Annotated in this window: 13 protein-coding genes and 1 pseudogene; 6 read left to right on the top strand and 8 right to left on the bottom strand. The window is 71.7% G+C overall.

Features of this window, described 5'->3' with window-relative positions:
• Positions 1–93: 93 nt before the first annotated feature.
• Positions 94–1,407, top strand: a pseudogene (locus ACZ60W_RS33655) (FAD-dependent oxidoreductase); the annotation flags it as partial.
• 69 nt (positions 1,408–1,476) lie between these two features.
• Here ACZ60W_RS33655 and hemE read toward each other — a convergent pair.
• Complete coding sequence (gene hemE, locus ACZ60W_RS33650) at positions 1,477–2,553, bottom strand: uroporphyrinogen decarboxylase (protein WP_469759198.1); 1,077 nt, start codon at positions 2,551–2,553, stop codon at positions 1,477–1,479.
• Positions 2,554–2,644: 91 nt separating this feature from the next.
• On the opposite strand from hemE, the gene ACZ60W_RS33645 reads away from it, so the two are divergent.
• The 5 genes from ACZ60W_RS33645 (at position 2,645) to ACZ60W_RS33625 (ending at position 9,269) form a co-directional block, all read left to right on the top strand.
• Positions 2,645–3,337, top strand: a complete 693-nt coding sequence (locus tag ACZ60W_RS33645) for a DUF3000 domain-containing protein (protein WP_469759197.1) — start codon at positions 2,645–2,647, stop codon at positions 3,335–3,337.
• A 294-nt stretch (positions 3,338–3,631) separates the two neighbouring features.
• Positions 3,632–4,297, top strand: a complete 666-nt coding sequence (locus tag ACZ60W_RS33640; protein ID WP_469759196.1) for a LuxR C-terminal-related transcriptional regulator — start codon at positions 3,632–3,634, stop codon at positions 4,295–4,297.
• An 80-nt stretch (positions 4,298–4,377) separates the two neighbouring features.
• Positions 4,378–5,661, top strand: a complete 1,284-nt coding sequence (locus tag ACZ60W_RS33635; protein WP_469759195.1) for a ribonuclease D — start codon at positions 4,378–4,380, stop codon at positions 5,659–5,661.
• A gap of 258 nt (positions 5,662–5,919) precedes the next feature.
• Positions 5,920–7,134 (top strand): thiolase family protein, encoded by a 1,215-nt coding sequence (locus ACZ60W_RS33630; RefSeq protein ID WP_469759194.1) that lies wholly within the window; start codon positions 5,920–5,922, stop codon positions 7,132–7,134.
• Positions 7,131–9,269, top strand: a complete 2,139-nt coding sequence (locus tag ACZ60W_RS33625; RefSeq protein WP_469759193.1) for a 3-hydroxyacyl-CoA dehydrogenase NAD-binding domain-containing protein — start codon at positions 7,131–7,133, stop codon at positions 9,267–9,269. Before ACZ60W_RS33630 ends, ACZ60W_RS33625 begins: the two co-directional genes overlap by 4 nt.
• Before the next feature lie 80 nt (positions 9,270–9,349).
• Here the strand turns inward: ACZ60W_RS33625 and ACZ60W_RS33620 are convergent, their stop codons facing one another.
• From ACZ60W_RS33620 to ACZ60W_RS33590, 7 genes are all read right to left on the bottom strand, one after another.
• Complete coding sequence (locus ACZ60W_RS33620) at positions 9,350–10,435, bottom strand: PLL family lectin (RefSeq protein ID WP_469759192.1); 1,086 nt, start codon at positions 10,433–10,435, stop codon at positions 9,350–9,352.
• 108 nt (positions 10,436–10,543) lie between these two features.
• Positions 10,544–12,022 carry an amino acid permease gene (locus tag ACZ60W_RS33615; protein ID WP_469759191.1) on the bottom strand — a complete coding sequence of 493 codons (1,479 nt, stop codon included), beginning with the start codon at positions 12,020–12,022 and terminating at the stop codon, positions 10,544–10,546.
• Between the two features lie 212 nt (positions 12,023–12,234).
• Complete coding sequence (dxs, locus tag ACZ60W_RS33610; protein WP_469759190.1) at positions 12,235–14,154, bottom strand: 1-deoxy-D-xylulose-5-phosphate synthase; 1,920 nt, start codon at positions 14,152–14,154, stop codon at positions 12,235–12,237.
• A 216-nt stretch (positions 14,155–14,370) separates the two neighbouring features.
• The gene (locus ACZ60W_RS33605; protein ID WP_469759189.1) at positions 14,371–15,690 is read right to left on the bottom strand and encodes a sugar ABC transporter permease; all 1,320 of its coding nucleotides are present in this window, start codon (positions 15,688–15,690) and stop codon (positions 14,371–14,373) included.
• Positions 15,687–16,475, bottom strand: a complete 789-nt coding sequence (locus tag ACZ60W_RS33600) for an ATP-binding cassette domain-containing protein (protein ID WP_366305347.1) — start codon at positions 16,473–16,475, stop codon at positions 15,687–15,689. Before ACZ60W_RS33600 ends, ACZ60W_RS33605 begins: the two co-directional genes overlap by 4 nt.
• Before the next feature lie 304 nt (positions 16,476–16,779).
• A complete protein-coding gene (locus tag ACZ60W_RS33595) occupies positions 16,780–17,844 on the bottom strand; it encodes a sugar ABC transporter substrate-binding protein (protein ID WP_469759188.1) in 1,065 nt (354 codons plus the stop codon).
• Positions 17,845–17,965: 121 nt separating this feature from the next.
• A complete protein-coding gene (locus ACZ60W_RS33590) occupies positions 17,966–19,177 on the bottom strand; it encodes an ROK family transcriptional regulator (RefSeq protein ID WP_469759187.1) in 1,212 nt (403 codons plus the stop codon).
• Between the last annotated feature and the right edge of the window lie 29 nt (positions 19,178–19,206).

Genomic DNA, 19,206 nt, shown 5'->3' with positions numbered 1-19,206 from the left:
CCCCCCCCCCCCCCCCCCCCCCCCCCCCCCCCCCCCCCCCCCCCCCCCCCCCCCCCCCCCCCCCCCCCCCCCCCCCCCCCCCCCCCCCCCCCCCAGGCCCGCAGGCTCAAGGCGCCCGGGGAGTTGGAGATCGTCGCGTTCGAGCGCGGTCACTTCTCCTCGTATTCGGCCTGCGGCATCCCGTACTGGGTCGGCGGCGACGTCGCGGGGCCCGGGGAGCTGATCGCCCGCTCCCCCGAGGAGCACCGGGCCCGCGCCATCGACCTGCGGATGCGGACCGAGGTGACGGCGGTCGACGTGCCGGGGCAGCGGGTCCTCGCCCGTGACCTGGAGGCGGGTACGGAGTCGTGGACGGGCTTCGACAAGCTGGTGATCGCGACCGGCGCCCGTCCGCTGCGGCCGCCGATGCCGGGGATCGACGCGCTCGGGGTGCACGGCGTGCAGAACCTCGACGACGGTCGGGCGCTGCTCGACTCGCTGGAGCGGACCCGGGGGCGGCGCGCGGTCGTGGTCGGCGCGGGGTACATCGGGGTCGAGATGGCCGAGGCGCTCCTCGCCCGCGGCTACGAGGTCACCGTCCTGACGCGGGGCGAGCAGCCGATGGCGACGCTCGACCCGGACATGGGCCGGCTGGTGCACCGGGCGATGGACGGGCTCGGGATCAGGACCGTCGCGTCGGCGGAGGTGACGAAGATCCTCACCGGCGAGGACGGCCGGGTGCGGGCGGTGGCCACGGACACGGCCGAGTACCCGGCGGACGTGGTGGTCCTGGGGATGGGCGTGGCGCCCGAGACCTCCCTGGCGCGGGCGGCGGGGCTGCCGCTCGGCACGTCCGGCGGACTGCTCACCGATCTGGCGATGCGGGTGCGCGGCCACGGGAACATCTGGGCGGGGGGTGACTGCGTGGAGGTCCTGGACCTGGTCTCGGGCCGGGAGCGGTACGTGCCGCTGGGGACGCACGCGAACAAGCACGGCCAGGTCATCGGGGCGAACGTCGGCGGCGACTACGCCACCTTCCCCGGAGTGGTGGGGACGGCGGTGTCGAAGGTGTGCGACCTGGAGATCGCCCGGACCGGCCTGCGGGAGAAGGACGCCCGTGAGGTGGGACTGCGGTACGTGACGGTGACGGTCGAGTCGACGAGCCGCGCGGGGTACTACCCGGGCGCGGCGCCGATGACGGTGAAGATGCTGGCCGAGCGGCGCACGGGGCGGCTGCTCGGCGTGCAGATCGTGGGCCGCGAGGGCGCGGCGAAGCGGGTCGACATCGCGGCCGTGGCGCTGACGGCCGGCCTGACGGTGGAGGCGATGACCGCGCTGGACCTGGGGTACGCGCCGCCGTTCTCGCCGGTGTGGGACCCGGTCCTGGTCGCGGCCCGCAAGGCGACGGCGGCGGTCAGGGCGGGGTGACGGCCGCGGTACGGCGACGGCCGCCGGGGGGCTCCCCGGCGGCCGTCGCCGTGTCCGTGCGCGTGCCGGTCAGACGGCCGTCCGCGTGTGGACGTACTCGACGAGACGGCTCAGGGCGTCCGGGTCCATGGCCGGCATGACGCCGTGGCCCAGGTTGAAGACGTGGCCCTCCAGGCCCTTCGCGGCGGCGAGGACCTCGTCCGTCTTGGCCTCGACGACCTCGCGGGAGGCGAAGAGCACGGCCGGGTCCAGGTTGCCCTGGAGCGCCTTGCCGGGGCCGACGCGGCGGGCGGCCTCGTCGAGCGGGACGCGCCAGTCGACGCCGACGACGTCCGCGCCGGCCTCGCCCATGAGGCCGAGGAGCTCGCCCGTGCCGACGCCGAAGTGGATGCGCGGGACGCCGTACCCGGCGACCGCGTCGAAGACCTTGACGGAGGCCGGCATCACCGAGCGGCGGTAGTCGGCCGGGGCGAGGGCGCCGACCCAGGAGTCGAAGAGCTGGACCGCGGAGGCGCCGGCCTCGATCTGGACCTTGAGGAAGGCCGAGGTGATCTCGGCGAGGCGGTCGAGCAGGTCGGCCCAGAGCTGCGGGTCGCCGTACATGAGCGCCTTGGTGTGCTCGTGGCTGCGCGACGGACCGCCCTCGACGAGGTAGCTCGCGAGGGTGAACGGCGCGCCGGCGAAACCGATGAGCGGGGTGTCGCCCAGCTCGCCGGTGAGCATCCCGATGGCCTCGGTGACGTAGTGGACGTCCTCGGGCGTGAGGTCGCGGAGCCGGGCCAGGTCGGCGCGGGTGCGGATCGGGTCGGCGACGACCGGGCCGACGCCGGGCTTGATGTCGAGGTCGATCCCGATGGCCTTGAGGGGGACCACGATGTCGCTGAAGTAGATGGCGGCGTCGACCTTGTGGCGGCGCACCGGCTGCAGCGTGATCTCGGTGACCAGCTCGGGCCGCATGCACGACTCGAGCATCGGGATGCCCTCGCGGACCTTCAGGTACTCGGGGAGGGAGCGCCCGGCCTGTCGCATGAACCAGACGGGGGTGTGCGGCACGGGCTCGCGCCGGCATGCCTTGAGGAACGCGGAGTCGTGCGTCCGCGACTGCTGCTTCGTCTGCTGGCCCTGCGGGCGGTCAATGGCACTCACGCCCAGAATCTTCGCATGTGGCGGGAAGCCGCTCGTCCGGGCCGGGTGTCCCTCCCTGCGCGGAGGCCCCGTTCCGCCTACTCTTCCCCGCATGGCTGCGGCTCAGGGACATTTTTCCGATCATTCCGACGGCGATCGAGGGACGGACGAAACGGCGGACAGTACGGAGTCGAACCCGGTGCCACCCGCGTTCCGGCGGGCGGTGGAGGCCTTGCGCTCGGCGCGGCTGAGGTCCGAGATCGAGATCGACCCGACCAGGCCGCCGCAGCGCCTGGCGCCCCACGCGTACGCGGTGGAGGCGGCGGTCGTGGACGGCGAGGAGGACCTGGCGGACGGACGGCTCGTCCTGCTGCACGACCCGGACGGCCACGAAGCCTGGAAGGGAACGTTCCGCCTGGTGACGCTGGTCCGGGCGGAGCTGGAGCCGGAGATGGCGGCCGACCCGCTGCTGCCGGAGGTGTGCTGGTCCTGGCTGACCGGGGCGCTGGAGGCGCGGGGGCTCGGGTACGGGGAGGCGAGCGGGACCGTGACGATGGCGGGCTCGCACTACTTCGGCGGGCTCGCCGACCGCAGACCGGCGACCCAGATCGAGATCCGGGCGTCCTGGACCCCCCGCGAGGGGCTCGCCGGGGTGCCGGACACGGCGGCGCACCTGGCGGCCTGGTGCGACCTGCTCTGCCAGATCGCGGGGCTGCCGCCGGCGCCGGCGGATCCGGGCTCGAGCACGGTGACCGGCGCGGGGGTCGTCTCCCTCCCCCAGCGGCGCGGCCCCCAGCAGCCCTGAGGAGCGCGCCGGAGCGCGCGCGGCAGACACCGAACCCGTCTGCCGCGGCGACCCGAAGCGGTCCGCAGAGGTGTCCTGACGCTCCCTCGTGCGGGTGAAGCGGCGGCAGCCGCTCGTAGGATGATCGATCACTCGTCCGAATTGCCCTAATTGTTACTCACCAAATCGTGATCTTTCCCTAAAGGCGGGCGGCCGTCCTGCCGAAGGATTCAGTGACCCCTTCACTGCACGGGTTCGCCCCCGGCTTCTTCCCCGAGCCGGCTCCGTCCCGCACCCTTCCCCCCAGGAGGCCTGGTGTCCGTTCTCCTCGAGCAGCCCGCAAGCCTGGTCGCCTACCGCCCGAACAAGCCGACGGCCATGGTCGTCGTGGCCGACCCGCGCGTCCGCTCCACCGTGACCCGCCACCTGTGGGCCCTCGGAGTACGTGACGTGATCGAGGCTTCGTCCATCGCGGAGGCGCGTCCCCGCGTCGGCAACCCACGCGACATCTGCGTGGCCGACGTCCATCTGCCCGACGGCAGCGGCCTGACCCTGCTGTCCGAGACCCGGGCCGCGGGCTGGCCCAACGGCCTGGCCCTCTCGGCCGCCGACGACATCGGTGCCGTGCGCAACGCCCTCGCCGGCGGCGTGAAGGGCTACGTCGTCACCGGCACCCGGACCAACATCGGCCACCCGACCCGGCCCGGAGCCGCCCCCATCGGCTCCGCCGCCGCCCGTATGGGCCACCGCCGCCCCCCGGGTGCCCCGAGCCACCCGGGCGGCTACCGCGAGCTCTCCGGCCGTGAGGTCGAGGTGCTCCGGCTGGTGGCCGAGGGCCAGTCCAACAAGGCCATCGGCGTCTCCATGGGCCTCTCCGCCCTCACCGTGAAGAGCCACCTCGCCCGCATCGCCCGCAAGCTGGGCACCGGCGACCGCGCCGGCATGGTCGCGGTGGCCCTGCGGACGGGGATCATCCACTGAGGGTGGTCGACGAGAAGCCGGCGCCTGTCGACGGAACGTTCCGTCGACAGGCGCTTGCCGTTCACCGATACCCTTGACAGGTGACCGACGCCCAAGAGACCGCAGCAGACACAGCACTGCGCACCACCGGGGGCGGCCCCCCGGACGACGATGTCCCTGCGAACGGGCTTCCGATCCCCTTGCTGGAGCCCCGCGAGGGGATTCCGCCCGTCGTCGAGACGGACGAGGCCCTCGCCGAGGTGATCGCCGCCTTCGCGGCCGGAACCGGCCCCGTCGCGGTGGACGCCGAGCGCGCCTCCGGCTACCGCTACGGCCAGCGCGCCTACCTCGTCCAGCTCCGCCGCGAGGGCGCGGGCACCGCGCTCATCGACCCCGTCGGCTGCCCCGACCTCTCCGGTCTCGGCGAGGCGCTCTCCGGCACCGAGTGGATCCTGCACGCCGCCACCCAGGACCTCCCGTGCCTGCGGGACATAGGCATGCTCCCCTCCTCGCTCTTCGACACCGAGCTGGCCGGGCGGCTCGCGGGCTTCCCGCGGGTCGGCCTCGGCGCGATGGTCGAGTCCGTCCTCGGCTACGCCCTGGAGAAGGGCCACTCCGCGGTGGACTGGTCCACCCGCCCGCTGCCCGAACCGTGGCTGCGGTACGCGGCCCTCGACGTCGAACTCCTCGTCGACCTGCGCGACGCGCTGGAGAAGGAGCTCGACCGGCAGGGCAAGCTGGAGTGGGCGCTGCAGGAGTTCGACGCCATCGCCTCCGCCCCGCCCGCCCCGCCGCGCAAGGACCCCTGGCGCCGCACCTCCGGCATGCACAAGGTGCGCCGCCGCCGCCAGATGGCGGTCGTACGGGAACTGTGGACGGCCCGCGACAGGGTCGCCCAGCGCCGGGACGTCTCCCCCGGCAAGGTCCTCAGCGACGCGGCCATCGTCGAGGCGGCGCTCTCGGTGCCGGTGAACGTGGCCGCCCTCACCGCCCTGCCCGGATTCGGCAACCGCATGGGCCGGCGCCAGCTGGAGCAGTGGCAGGCCGCCGTCGACCGCGCCCGCGCGCTGCCGGAGAGCGAGCTGCCCCAGCCCGGCCAGCAGGTCGCCGGACCTCCGCCGCCGCGCGCCTGGGCCGACAAGGACCCGGCCGCCGCCGCCCGCCTCGCGGCGGCCCGCACCGCGGTCTCCGCCCTCGCCGAGGAGCTCAACCTCCCGCAGGAGAACCTCATCACCCCCGACACCGTCCGCCGCGTCTGCTGGGAACCCCCGGCCCCCGCCACCCCGGACACCGTCTCCGCCGCCCTCGCCTCCCACGGCGCCCGCCCCTGGCAGGTCGGCCTCGTCACCCCTCTCCTCGTGCAGGCCCTCTCGGCGACGGCCTGACCCCACCCGGAAAGCCCCTGGCAGGTACCCACCGCCAGGGGCTCCGTCGTACCCCGGCCGCGGCCGGCGAAGCATCCGGACGGACGGGCGCGCACGGGGGCGCGGGGGCGGGTCGGTGGGATGCTCGGGATGTGACCTTCGCCGCTTGGGGCCCAAGGGCTGGGCAGCCTGGTTACCCACAAGTAGCATGGGAGGAGCAAGCGCACGCTTAGGCGTGTGCCGCAGCAGTGCCATCCCGCACCCTGGAGGAGAGCCATCGTGCCTCGTACCGTCAGGGACGTCGTCTTCGTCGACGGCGTCCGCACCCCGTTCGGCAAGGCGGGCCCGAAGGGCATCTACCACGAGACCCGCGCCGACGACCTCGTCGTCAAGGCCATCCGGGAGCTGCTGCGCCGCAACCCGGGCCTCGACCCCGCGCGCATCGACGAGGTCGCCATCGCCGCGACCACGCAGATCGGCGACCAGGGTCTGACCCTCGGCCGCACGGCGGGCATCCTCGCCGGGCTGCCGCAGTCGGTGCCGGGCTACTCCATCGACCGCATGTGCGCCGGCGCCCTCACGGCCGTCACCAGCGTCGCCGGTTCGATCGCCTTCGGCGCGTACGACGCCGTCATCGCCGGTGGTGTCGAGCACATGGGCCGCCACCCCATGGGCGAGGGCGTCGACCCGAACCCGCGCTTCGTGTCGGAGAAGCTCGTCGACGAGTCCGCCCTCTTCATGGGCATGACCGCCGAGAACCTGCACGACCGCTACCCGAGCATCACCAAGCAGCGCGCCGACGAGTACGCCGTGCGCTCGCAGGAGAAGGCCGCCAAGGCGTACGCCGACGGCAAGATCCAGCAGGACCTGGTGCCGATCTCGGTGCGCCGCACCGACGCCTCCACCGGTGAGACCGGCTGGGGCCTGGTCACGGCCGACGAGCCGATGCGCCCGGGCACGACCCTGGAGTCGCTGGCGAACCTGAAGACGCCGTTCCGCGTCCACGGCAACGTCACCGCGGGCAACGCGGCCGGCCTGAACGACGGCGCCACCGCCTCGATCATCGCCTCCGAGGACTTCGCCCGCGAGAACGACCTCCCGGTCAAGATGCGCCTCGTCTCCTACGCCTTCGCCGGCGTCGAGCCCGAGGTCATGGGCTACGGCCCGATCCCGGCCACCGAGAAGGCCTTCGCCCAGGCCGGCCTCTCCATCGAGGACATCGGCCTCTTCGAGGTCAACGAGGCCTTCGCGGTCCAGGTCCTCGCCTTCCTGGAGCACTACGGCATCGCCGACGACGACGCCCGCGTGAACCAGTACGGCGGCGCCATCGCCTACGGTCACCCGCTGGCCTCCTCCGGCGTCCGGCTCATGACGCAGCTGGCCCGCCAGTTCGAGGAGAACCCGCAGGTCCGCTACGGCCTCAACACGATGTGCGTCGGCTTCGGCATGGGCGCCACGGTCATCTGGGAAAACCCCCACTGGGAGGGCAAGTGAGCACCACCGCCGAGCTTCTGAAGGGCGCCGCGGAGCTCTTCCCCGACGAGGTCGTCACGAGCGCCCACGTACGGCACTTCGAGCTGCCCGCGGGTGCGGGCCGGTTCGCCCTCATCACGCTGGACAACGGCTTCGACCACACCAAGCCGACCACCTTCGGCCCGCAGTCGCTGGCCAACCTGAACGCGGCGATCGACCAGGTCGAGGCCGAGGCCGCCAACGGTGAGATCACCGGCGTCGGCATCACCGGCAAGCCGTTCATCTTCGCCGTCGGCGCCGACCTCAAGGGCGTCGAGCTGCTGCGCAAGCACGACGAGGCGCTCGCCATCGGCAAGGGCGGCCACGACGTCTTCAAGCGCCTGTCCGCGCTCGCCGTCCCGACCTTCGCGTACTACAACGGCGCGGCCATGGGCGGCGGCGTCGAGGTCGGTCTGCACTGCACCTACCGCACCGTGTCGAAGGCCCTGCCGGCCTTCTCGCTGCCCGAGGTCTTCCTCGGCCTGGTGCCCGGCTGGGGTGGCTGCGCCATCCTGCCGAACCTGATCGGCGCGGAGAAGGCCGTCTCGGTCATCATCGAGAACTCGCTGAACCAGAACCGTCAGCTCAAGGGCAAGCAGGTCTTCGAGCTCGGCATCGCCGACGCGCTGTTCGAGGGCGCGGACTTCCTGGAGCAGTCGCTGATCTGGACGGCCTCCGTCCTGAACGGCTCCGTGACCGTCGAGCGCCCCGAGATCGACCGCGGCGAGGGCTGGGACCAGGCCGTCGCCAAGGGCCGTCTCGTCGCCGACTCCAAGGTGCACGGCGCCGCCCCGGCCGCCTACCGCGCCCTCGACATCATCGAGGCCGCGAAGGACGGGGACCTGCAGAAGGGCTTCGACGCCGAGGACCAGGCCCTCGCGGACCTGATCATGGGCGGCGAGCTCCGCTCCGGCATCTACGCCTTCAACCTGGTGCAGAAGCGCGGCAAGCGCCCCGCCGGTGCCCCGGACAAGTCGCTGGCCCGCCCGGTCACCAAGGTCGGTGTCGTCGGCGCCGGTCTGATGGCCTCCCAGCTCGCCCTGCTCTTCCTGCGCCGCCTCGAGGTGCCGGTCGTCCTGACCGACATCGACCAGGAGCGCGTCGACAAGGGCGTGGGCTACGTCCACGCCGAGATCGAGAAGCTGCTCGGCAAGGGCCGCATCAACCAGGACAAGGCCAACCGCCTCAAGGGCCTGGTCTCCGGTGTCCTGGACAAGGCCGAGGGCTTCGCGGACGCGGACTTCATCATCGAGGCCGTGTTCGAGGAGATGTCGGTCAAGCAGAAGGTGTTCGCGGAGGTCGAGGCGGTCGCCCCGGCGCACGCGATCCTCGCCACCAACACCTCCTCGCTGTCGGTGTCGGAGATGGCCTCCAAGCTCCGGAACCCGGAGCGCGTGGTCGGCTTCCACTTCTTCAACCCGGTCGCGATCCTCCCGCTGCTGGAGATCGTCCGCGGCGAGAAGACGGACGACGCCTCGCTGGCCACCGCGTTCGGTGTCGCCAAGAAGCTGAAGAAGACCGCGGTCCTCACCAAGGACGCCCCGGCGTTCGTCGTGAACCGCATCCTGACCCGCTTCATGGGCGAGATCCAGAACGTCATCGACGAGGGCACCCCGGTCGAGACGGCCGAGAAGGCCATCGAGCCGCTCGGTCTGCCGATGTCCCCGCTGGTGCTCCTGGAGCTCGTGGGCCCGGCCATCGGTCTGCACGTCTCCGAGACCCTGAACCGTTCCTTCCCGGACCGCTTCACCGTCTCGCCGAACCTCAAGCGCGTCGTCGAGGCCGGCAAGCGCGGCTTCTACGTCTACAACGCCGAGAACGGCTTCAAGCCGGAGCTCGACCCGGAGGTCGCCGCCCTCCTCGTCCAGGGCGACTCCGTCCTGACCGAGGAGCAGGTCCGCGACCGTGTCCTGGACGCGGTCGCGCAGGAGATCGGCCTGATGCTGGAGGAGGGTGTCGTCGCCGAGGCGCAGGACATCGACCTCTGCCTGATCACCGGCGCGGGCTGGCCCTTCCACCTGGGCGGCATCACGCCGTACCTGGACCGTGAGGGCGTCTCCGAGCGCGTCAACGGCAAGACCTTCCTCGCCCAGGGCGTGGCGAGCGTCCCGGCGTAACACCCGGTACGCCCGCCCGTCGGGCACGCGAACGGCCCCGGCACCTTCGGAAGGTGCCGGGGCCGTTCGCGTGGGCGCGGTCAGAACAGGGGGCGCCAGTTCTCCACGGCGAGGCCGTCCGCCCCGGGCCGCTGGCGCGTGGTGATCAGCGAGGTCTCGTCGACGAGGGCGACCGCGACGAGGCTCTCGTCGGCGGCGCGGGTGAGCGTGGTGACCAGCGGGCCGTGCGGCTGACCGGTCTCGAACCAGCGGGCGCCGGCGTCCTCCTGCTCGGTCGGGTAGGCGGCGAACGCCAGCCGGCCGTCCTCGTTCTGCTGGGCCAGCACGGTGCAGTCCAGGCCGTCGACGAGGCAGCGGGTGGCGGTGAGCGGGCCGGTGCCGAGGGCGTCGGCGAGGTACGTCGGCTTCAGGGACCGCTCGGGCGACCAGGCGCACACCCGGCCGTCCTGGTCGACGTAGAAGAGGGTGCAGTGGCCGGAGGGACCGGTCACGCCCGCCAGGGTGCCCATGGTGACGGAGGCGGGCAGGATCTCCTCGCGGATCGGCTTGCCGCCGGACTCGCGCTGGACGTAGCGCAGCAGCCCCGTGGCGTGCGAGGTGTAGAGCTCGACGAAGCCCGAACCGTTGGTGAGGGCGACCGGCGACGGGTCGGTCCTGGAGCCGACCAGGTCCCACCAGGGGTGCCAGCCGCCCGCGTCCTTCTGGGCCCGCACGCTGATGCCGCCGCCGCCGTTGCGCGAGAAGACGTAGGCGCGGCCGATGCCGTCCACGGTGACGCTGGGGTTGCCGGTCCAGTGGTACGAGGCGCCGTTGGGGTGGGTGATGGACTTCCACTCCAGGGCCGGACGGCCCGTCTGGTACTGCGTGGTGTGCACCAGTTCGACGTGCTCGGGCTTGCCGGCCACCGGGCGCATCCCGACGAGGTGGACGTACCCGTCGGCCCCCTGGCCCGCGGAGAGGCCCGGCGTCAGACCGCCGCCGCCGAGCGGGAAGGGCTCGCTCCAGCGGCCGTCGACGCCTTCGGTCCAGCGCACCACTTCGCCGTTGCGGGGCAGGTAGACGCTGAATCTGCCCTCCTTCCCACGGGCCAGCCAGGCTCCCCGCAACTGCGGGGTGGCGGGGGCACCGTGGGGGTGGGCGGTGGGGGCCTCGGATCGATTCGCCATGAGGGGTCCAGCACTCCGGTCATCGGGTTACGGGTCGGGTACGAGCCGACTGTAGTCGCCCGTTCCGGCGCTCCGACCCGCGCCCGCCCCTCCGGTTCCGGCCGCCCGTCAGTACCGGGCTCCCGCTCCCTCCCGGCCCAACCGGCTGTGACGGCGGCCGTACAGGAAGTACACGACGAAGCCGATCATCATCCACACGGCGAACCGGAACCAGGTCTCCCCCGGCAGGTTGAGCATCAGCCAGACCGAGGCGGCGATCGAGATGATCGGCAGCGCCGGCACCCAGGGGGTGCGGAAGGCGCGGGGCAGGTCGGGACGGGTGCGGCGGAGCACGATGACGCCGACCGCGACGACGACGAAGGCGAAGAGGGTGCCGATGTTCACCAGGGTCGCCAGCTCGTTGATGCTGGTGAAGCCCGCGACGATCGCGATGATCACGCCGAGCAGGATGGTCGGGCGGTACGGGGTCTTGAAGCGCGGGTGCGTGACCGAGAAGAAGCGGGGCAGCAGCCCGTCGCGGCTCATGGCGAAGAAGACGCGGGTCTGGCCCAGGAGCAGGATGAGACAGACCGTGGTGAGGCCGACGGCGGCGCCGAAGCTGATCACGCCCGCGTAGAAGGGATGGCCCGCCGCCTTGAAGGCGTCGGCGAGCGGGGCGCTCACGGAGAGCTCGGTGTAGTGCTGCATGCCGGTCACGACGAGCGCCACCGCCACGTACAGCACCGTGCAGATGAGGAGCGAGCCGAGGATGCCCCGGGGCATGTCCCGCTGCGGCAGCTTGGTCTCCTCGGCGGCGGTGGCCACCACGTCGAAGCCGATGAAGGCGAAGAAGACCACGGAGGCGGCGGTGAAGATGCCCATGACGCCGAAGTTCGTGGGCTCGTAGCCGAAGATCAGCTGGACCATCGGGGAGTCCCAGCTGGAGCCGCCGCCCTCGGGGGTGACGGCCGGCGGGATGAACGGCTTGTAGTTGTCGCCGACGATGAAGAACAGGCCGGCGATGATCACGATCATGACCACGGTGACCTTGATCGCCACGACGACCGCGGTGATCCGGGCGGAGAGCTTCATGCCGAGGACGAGGACCACCGTCAGCACGAGGACGAGCAGGAAGGCCAGGATGTCGAAGGTGCCCCCCGCGACGTCCGGCCCTTCCAGCGAGGCGGGTAGGTGCCAGCCGATGTTGTCCATCAGCGAGCGCACGTAGCCCGACCAGCCGACGGCGACCACCGCCGTGCCGAGCGCGAACTCCAGGACGAGGTCCCAGCCGATGATCCAGGCGGGGAGTTCGCCGATGGAGGCGTACGCGAAGGTGTACGCCGATCCCGCCACCGGGACGGTGGAGGCGAACTCGGCGTAGCAGAGGGCGGCGAGGGCGCAGACGATGCCCGCCGCGACGAAGGCGAGGGCCGTGGCCGGCCCCGCGTTCTCCTTGGCCACCTTGCCGGTGAGGACGAAGATGCCGGTGCCGATGATGACGCCGACGCCGAAGACCGTCAGATCCCAGGCGGACAGGGACTTCCGGAGCGCGTGCTCCGGTTCCTCCGTGTCGCGGATCGACTGCTCGACCGTCTTGGTCCGGAACATGCCGGATTTCGCCCGTGGCTGCTGATCCGTACTCACACTGGTACCTCCGCGCCGTGCCTGGACCTCGGTCGCTCTGGGCCACCGCGGGCGGGTGGCTGTGATACGCCTGCCCGCACAGAGTCAGAATGCACGCGAAAAGGCCGGTCGGCACCCGGGAGGGTGAGCCGACCGGCCCAAAGGTCACGCACGGTGACCGGCGCCGCGGGGCGGGGTCAGTCGCGGGCGGGCTCCACGGCCTGCGCGCTGTGGTCGAAACGGCCGTCGAGCCGCGAGACCAGACCGGTGACCTGGCGCGCGATGTCCGGCGCCGTCAGCCCGATCTCCGCCATCACCTCGCCGCGCGAGGCGTGGTCGAGGAACCGCGGCGGGATGCCGAAGTCACGCAGCGGCACGTCGACGCCGGCGTCGCGCAGGGCCTGCGAGACGGCCGAGCCGACCCCGCCGACGCGGCTGTTGTCCTCGACGGTGACGACGACCCGGTGGCGCTCGGCGAGCGGCGCGAGGGCCTCGTCGACGGGCTTGACCCAGCGGGGGTCGACCACGGTGGTGGAGATGCCGTGGTTGTCGAGGAGATCGGCGATCTCCAGGCACATCGGGGCGAGCGCGCCGACGGAGACCAGGAGGACGTCCGGGGTGTCGCTGCCGGGCTCGCGGAGCACGTCCATGCCGCCGACGCGCCGCAGCGCGGGGACGGCCGGGCCGACCGCGCCCTTGGAGAAGCGGACCACGGTGGGCGCGTCGGTGACCTCGACGGCCTCGCGCAGCTGGGCGCGGACCTGGTCGGCGTCGCGCGGGGCGGCGAGCCGCAGGCCGGGCACGACCTGGAGGATCGACATGTCCCACATGCCGTTGTGGGAGGCGCCGTCGGTGCCGGTGACGCCGGCGCGGTCCAGGACGAAGGTGACGCCGCACTGGTGCAGGGCCACGTCCATCAGGACCTGGTCGAAGGCGCGGTTGAGGAAGGTCGCGTAGACGGCGAAGACCGGGTGGAGTCCGCCGGTGGCGAGGCCGGCGGCGGAGACCGCGGCGTGCTGCTCGGCGATGCCGACGTCGAAGACGCGGTCGGGGAACGCCTTGGCGAACTTGTCGAGGCCGACGGGCTGGAGCATGGCCGCCGTGATGGCGACGATGTCCGCGCGCTCCTCGCCGAGCTTCACCATCTCCTCGCCGAAGACCGAGGTCCAGTCGGCGCCGGAGGAGGCGATGGGCAGGCCGGTGTCGGGGTGGATCTTGCCGACGGCGTGGAAGCGGTCGGCCTCGTCCTGGAGGGCGGGCTGGTAGCCGCGGCCCTTCTCGGTGAGGCAGTGGACGATGACCGGGCCGCCGAAGCGCTTGGCGCGGGTCAGCGCCGACTCCAGGGCCTCGATGTCGTGGCCGTCGATGGGGCCGACGTACTTGAGGCCGAGGTCCTCGAACATGCCCTGCGGGGCGATGAAGTCCTTCAGGCCCTTCTTGGCGCCGTGCAGGGTCTCGTAGAGCGGCTTCCCGACGACGGGGGTGCGCTCCAGGATGTCCTTGCCGCGGGCGAGGAAGCGCTCGTAGCCGTCGGTGGTGCGCAGGGTCGCCAGGTGGTTGGCGAGGCCGCCGATGGTCGGCGCGTAGGAGCGCTCGTTGTCGTTGACCACGATGACGAGCGGCCGGTCCTTGGCCGCGGCGATGTTGTTCAGCGCCTCCCAGGCCATGCCGCCGGTGAGCGCGCCGTCGCCGATGACGGCGACGACGTGGTCGTCCTTCTTCAGGACCTCGTTCGCCTTGGCGAGGCCGTCGGCCCAGCCGAGGACCGTCGAGGCGTGCGAGTTCTCGATCACGTCGTGGTCGGACTCCGCCTGCGAGGGGTAGCCGGAGAGGCCGCCCTTCATCTTGAGCTTCGAGAAGTCCTGGCGCCCGGTGAGGAGCTTGTGGACGTAGCTCTGGTGGCCGGTGTCCCAGAGGACCCGGTCCTTCGGGGAGTCGAACACCCGGTGCAGGGCGATGGTCAGCTCGACCACACCGAGGTTGGGCCCCAGGTGCCCGCCGGTCTTGGAGACGGCGTCCACGAGGAACGTCCTGATCTCGTCGGCCAGCTGGTCCAGCTGTTCCGGGGAGAGCCGGTCCAGATCTCGCGGTCCCCTGATACGGGTCAGCAGAGCCACCCGTGCCTCCTTGCTTTGAGCTGGTCGAGCTTGCCGATTTGTCGAGTCTAATGTTCCGTCTTGGATCGTGGGCATCGGGCCGGGGGGTCAGGCGTCACCCTCACGGCCGACACGCCGCTGATCTGTACGGCTCCGTACGGTCCGGTGCACTGCTCCGGACGCAGCAGAGCCCGGCGCCGGTTTCACGGCGCCGGGCGGTGTGGCGAGCGTTACGCGCTAGGCGCGGCCCGCCGTCTTCTGCGTCTTGCGGGAGACCGAGTCGATGATGACGGCGATGAGCAGGACCGCTCCGGTGATCATGTACTGGATCGCGTTGGAGGAGAGGTTCATCTGGTTCAGGCCCTGGACGATCGACTGGATGACCAGGATGCCCAGGAGTGCCGACCAGACCTTGCCGCGTCCGCCGAACAGGGACGTACCGCCGATGACCGCGGCGGCGATGCACATCATCAGCTGGTTTCCGCCGCCGAGGGAGCGGTCGGCGCCGCCCGTCGCGGAGGCGAGGAACAGACCGCCGATGGCGCCCATGGTGCCGGAGATCATGAAGACGGAGATCCGGATCCACGACACGTTGATGCCGGCGCGGCGGGCGGCCTCGATGCCGCCGCCGACCGCGAAGACCTGGCGGCCGTAGGTGGTGCGGCGGAGGACGAAGTCGGTGACGAGCAGGATCACCAGGAAGATCACCAGGGAGAGCGGGAGTCCCTGCTCCTGGTTGAAGCCGTAGGCGGCGACGAGGACCAGGACCGCCAGGACGGCGGTGCGCAGGATGATCTCGCTCTGCGGGCGGTGCGGCAGCCCGGCGTTCTTGCGGCGGCCGGAGTCGCGCAGCTGGGCGAGGTAGAAGGCGGCGACGACGGCCACGGCGAGGCCGTAGGCGGCGGCGACGTCGGAGAAGTAGTACTTCGTGAGGTCGCCGACGAAGCTGCCGATCGGCGTCGGGATGGTCGACTTGTCGCCCATCACCCAGGTCTGCAGACCGGCCCAGCCGAGGAAGCCGGCCAGGGTCACGACGAACGCGGGCACGCCGATCTTGGCGAAGACCAGGCCGTGGAAGGCGCCCAGGAGGGTGCCGGAGAGGATGCCCAGGATGATCGCGAGGCCGTCCGGCATGTCGGTGCCGAGGACGCCCCAGACCGAACCGGCCAGACCCGCCACGGAGCCGACGGCGAGGTCGATCTCGCCGAGCAGCAGGACGAAGACGATGCCGACGGCCATGATGCCGGGGCCGACCGCGTACAGCGTGATCTGGTCGAGGTTGTACGAGGTGATGAAGTTGCCGGTGAGCGCCTGGAAGACGATGCCGATGACGATCAGGCCGATGACGACCGGCAGCGAGCCGATCTCGCCGGAGCGGATCTTGCGCTTGAACTCGTCGACGTAGCCCTTGAAGCCCTGCTCGCGGACGAGGAGGCGGGGGTCGACGGCCGGGACCGCGGCCGGGGCCGGGGCCTCGGTCGGGGCGGCCTCGGTCTCCGGGGTGCGGGGGTCCGGCACGGCGGCCTGGTCGCTCGCGGTGGGAGGGGTCTTGCTCACTTCGCTACCTCCGCGTTGCGGGCCTGGCGTCGGGTCACGGCGTTGTCCGTGGCACCGGTGATCGCGGCGATGATCTCTTCGTGCGTGGTGGTGGCCACCGGGAAGGTGCCGTTGTTGCGGCCCAGGCGCAGCACCGCCACCGTGTCGGCGACGGCCTTCACGTCGGCCATGTTGTGGCTGATGAGGATGACGCCGAGGCCCTGCTCGCGGAGCCGCTCGACGAGGTCGAGGACCTGGGCGGTCTGCTCGACGCCGAGGGCGGCGGTCGGCTCGTCCAGGATCACGATCTTCGGGTCGCCGACCAGGGCGCGCGCGATGGCGACGACCTGGCGCTGTCCGCCGGAGAGGGCGGCGACGGGGATGCGGACGCTGGGGATGCGGATGGAGAGCGTGGAGAGCAGGTCCTTGGCCCGCTTCTCCATGGCGACCTCGTCGAGGACGCCGCCCTTCTTGATCTCGCGGCCGAGGAACAGGTTGGCGACGACGTCGAGGTTGTCGCAGAGCGCGAGGTCCTGGTAGACGGTCGCGACACCGAGGTTCTGGGAGTCGTGCGGGCGCTGGATGTCGACCTGCTCGCCCTCCCACTCGATGACGCCCTCGTCGATGGGGTGCACGCCGGCGATCGTCTTGACCAGCGTGGACTTTCCCGCTCCGTTGTCGCCGACGAGCGCGACGACCTCTCCTGCGTGGACTTCGAGATCGACACCGGAGAGGACCTGGACCGCTCCGAATCGCTTGAAGATCCCGCGCAACGCCAGCACGGGCGTCTGGGACACGTGAACCAACTCCTTCGCCGCCCGCGGGCGGCGGCATGTCGCGCCGCCGGTGCAGCGCCAAAGTTCGAGGGGGGCTGGGCTCGTCCGGCCCCCGGACCGACAGCGGGGTCTGGGTCGGCCGGGGGCCGGACGGGCTGGGGGTACGGATCCGGGCGCCGTGCGCCTCCCGGCGGTACGAGGGGGTGTTCACCCTCTGTACGCGGCCGGTGGCGGCTCACTCCCGTGGGAGGCGGCTGCGGGGCGCCGGGGCGCTCCGTCCGGGATCCGTGCGCCGGGCCTCTGTGGGCGGCCCGGCGGCGGGGTGGGGCAGGGGTTACTTGATGCCCAGCTCGGTGCACTTGGCGGCGAGGTCCGCCGTGCAGAGGTCGGCGGCCTTGTAGATGCCGTCCTGGACCACCGTGGACTGGATGTTGGCCTTGTCGACCACGACCGGGGCGAAGAGCGTCGACGGCACGCCGTCGGTGGTGCCCTGGGCGCCGACGTCCTTGCCCTGGAGCAGGTTCACCGCGAACTTGGCGGCCTCGGGGGCCAGCTGCAGCGGGGACTTGTAGATCGTGAAGGTCTGGGTGCCGGCGATGATCCGCTGGATGCCCGCGACCTCGGCGTCCTGGCCACCCACCGGGATGCCCTTGATGCCGGCGTTCTCCAGGGACGTGATGATGCCGCCGGCCATGCCGTCGTTGGCCGAGTAGACCGCGGCGATCTTGTCCTTGCCGACCGAGGAGATGGCGGCGGCCATCTTCTCGCCAGCGATCTTCGGGTCCCACTCGCCGGACGCCTCGTAGGCGATCTTGCCGACCTTGCCGTCGAGCGCGGTGTGGGCGCCCTTCTTGAAGAGCCCGGCGTTCGGGTCCTTCTCGTCGCCGTTGATCATGACGACGTTGGCGGAGGCGGCCTTGGCGCCGAGGGCGGTGATCAGGGCCTGGCCCTGGAGCTCGCCGACCTTGTTGTTGTCGTGGCTGACGTAGGCGTCGGCACCGGCGACGGCGCGGTCGTACGCGACGACCTTGACGCCCTTGGCCTTGGCGTCCTTGACCCAGCCGGCGGCCTTCTCGGCGTCCACCGGGTCGAGGGCGATGACCTTGACGCCGTCGGCGATCAGCTGGTCGAACTGCTGCTTCTGCTTCACGACGTCGGAGACCGCGTTGTTGTAGACGATCTCGCAGTCGCCGCACGCGGCCTTGACGGCCTTCTCGAACTGCGGCTTGTCCAGCGCCTCGTAGCGCGAGGTCTTGTTCTCGGGAAGGAGCAGACCGATCTTGGTCGAGCTGCCCTTGTCCTTGCTGTCGTCGCCGCCGGCCTGACCGCAGGCTGCGAGCGAGAGAGCCATCGAGACCGCGGCCGTTGCTATGACGGCACGACGCGTCACTGCGTTCATGTGGGTTGCCTCCCTGACGAGGCCGCGACGTTGCGGCCGAGGTGTCCCGAAGTCAACTCGGCCGCAACGTTGCCGTCAAGAAGTAAATTCTTAACGAGATGACAACGGTGGTGTTCGTTATCTAAGTGAAGGCAAGCCGGGAGACCGGAGCGGCCGCGGGAAGGGCACTCTCCAACAGGGTCGAATCGCCCATCTCGCTCAGGACGAGGGCCAGCGCGCCGAGCACCTCGGCGCGGCCGCCCAAGGCCCCCTGGGCGAGCGAGAGCTGCCGGGCGGCACTGGGGATCGCGTACCGCGACACGGAGTCCCTGATGGGCGCCAGGACCAGCTCCCCGGCCTCGGCGAGGTCGCCGCCCAGCACGACCCGGCTCGGGTTCAGGAGATTGCAGAGGTTGGCGATGCCACTGCCGATGTGCCGGCCGACGTCCGCGATCACCCGCCGGCAGCCGGGGTCGCCCTCCCGGGCCAGCTGGACCACCCGTTCCATGGTCAGGTCGGGTCCGTGACCGGGCTGGAGCAGCGGCAGGACGTACCGGGCCGCCGTGAAGGTCTCCAGGCAGCCCCGGTTGCCGCAGCGGCAGACCGGGCCTGACTCGTCCAGCGTGATGTGCCCGATCTCGCCCGCGGTGCCCCCGGGGCCCCGGTAGACCCGCCCGTCGATCACGAGGCCGGCACCGACGCCGCTGGCCACCTTGATGTACGCCAGGTCCTTGACGCCCCGGCCGCTCCCCCAGACCAGCTCGCCGAGGGCGCCGAGGTTGGCGTCGTTGTCGACGTGGACGGGCACGCCGAGCCGGCCGCTGAGCTCCTCGGCCGGGTTGATGCCGCTCCACCCCGGCAGGATCGAGGTCGACCCGAGCGTCCCGGAGGAGACGTCGATGGGTCCGGGCACGCCGAGCCCGACGCCGATGACCTTGTCCCGGCCGATGCCGGTGGCCTGGATCAGCCGGTTGACGAGCTGTTCCGCCCGGTCGAAGCCCTCGGCGGCGGAGGCGTCGACGTCGAGCGGTTCGGCCTCCTCGGCGAGCACCTGGTGGGCGAGGTTGCCGACCGCGACCCGCAGGTGCGTGTGGCCGAAGTCGACGCCGATCACGATGCCCGCGTCGCCGGAGAGCGAGACGCTCCGGGCCCGGCGGCCCCCCGCGGAGGTCGGCGTGACCTCGACGGTCCCGCCGTCCTTCAGCTCCCGGACGATGTTGGAGACCGTGGCGGCGGACAGGCCCGTCGCCCGGGCGATCTCCGCCTGGGTGAGCGAGCCGGCCATCCGCACCGCCCGGACGACCCGTTCGAGATTGGCCCTGTGCAGAGACGTCTGCGACCCCGGAGTCTCCATCGACTCACTCACTCCCACCGTTTTCTCCA

The sequence above is a fragment of the Streptomyces sp. NPDC104202 genome, assembly GCF_055584185.1.
Note: the sequence above shows the minus strand (reverse complement) of the source record. Positions and strands in the feature narration are given on the sequence as shown.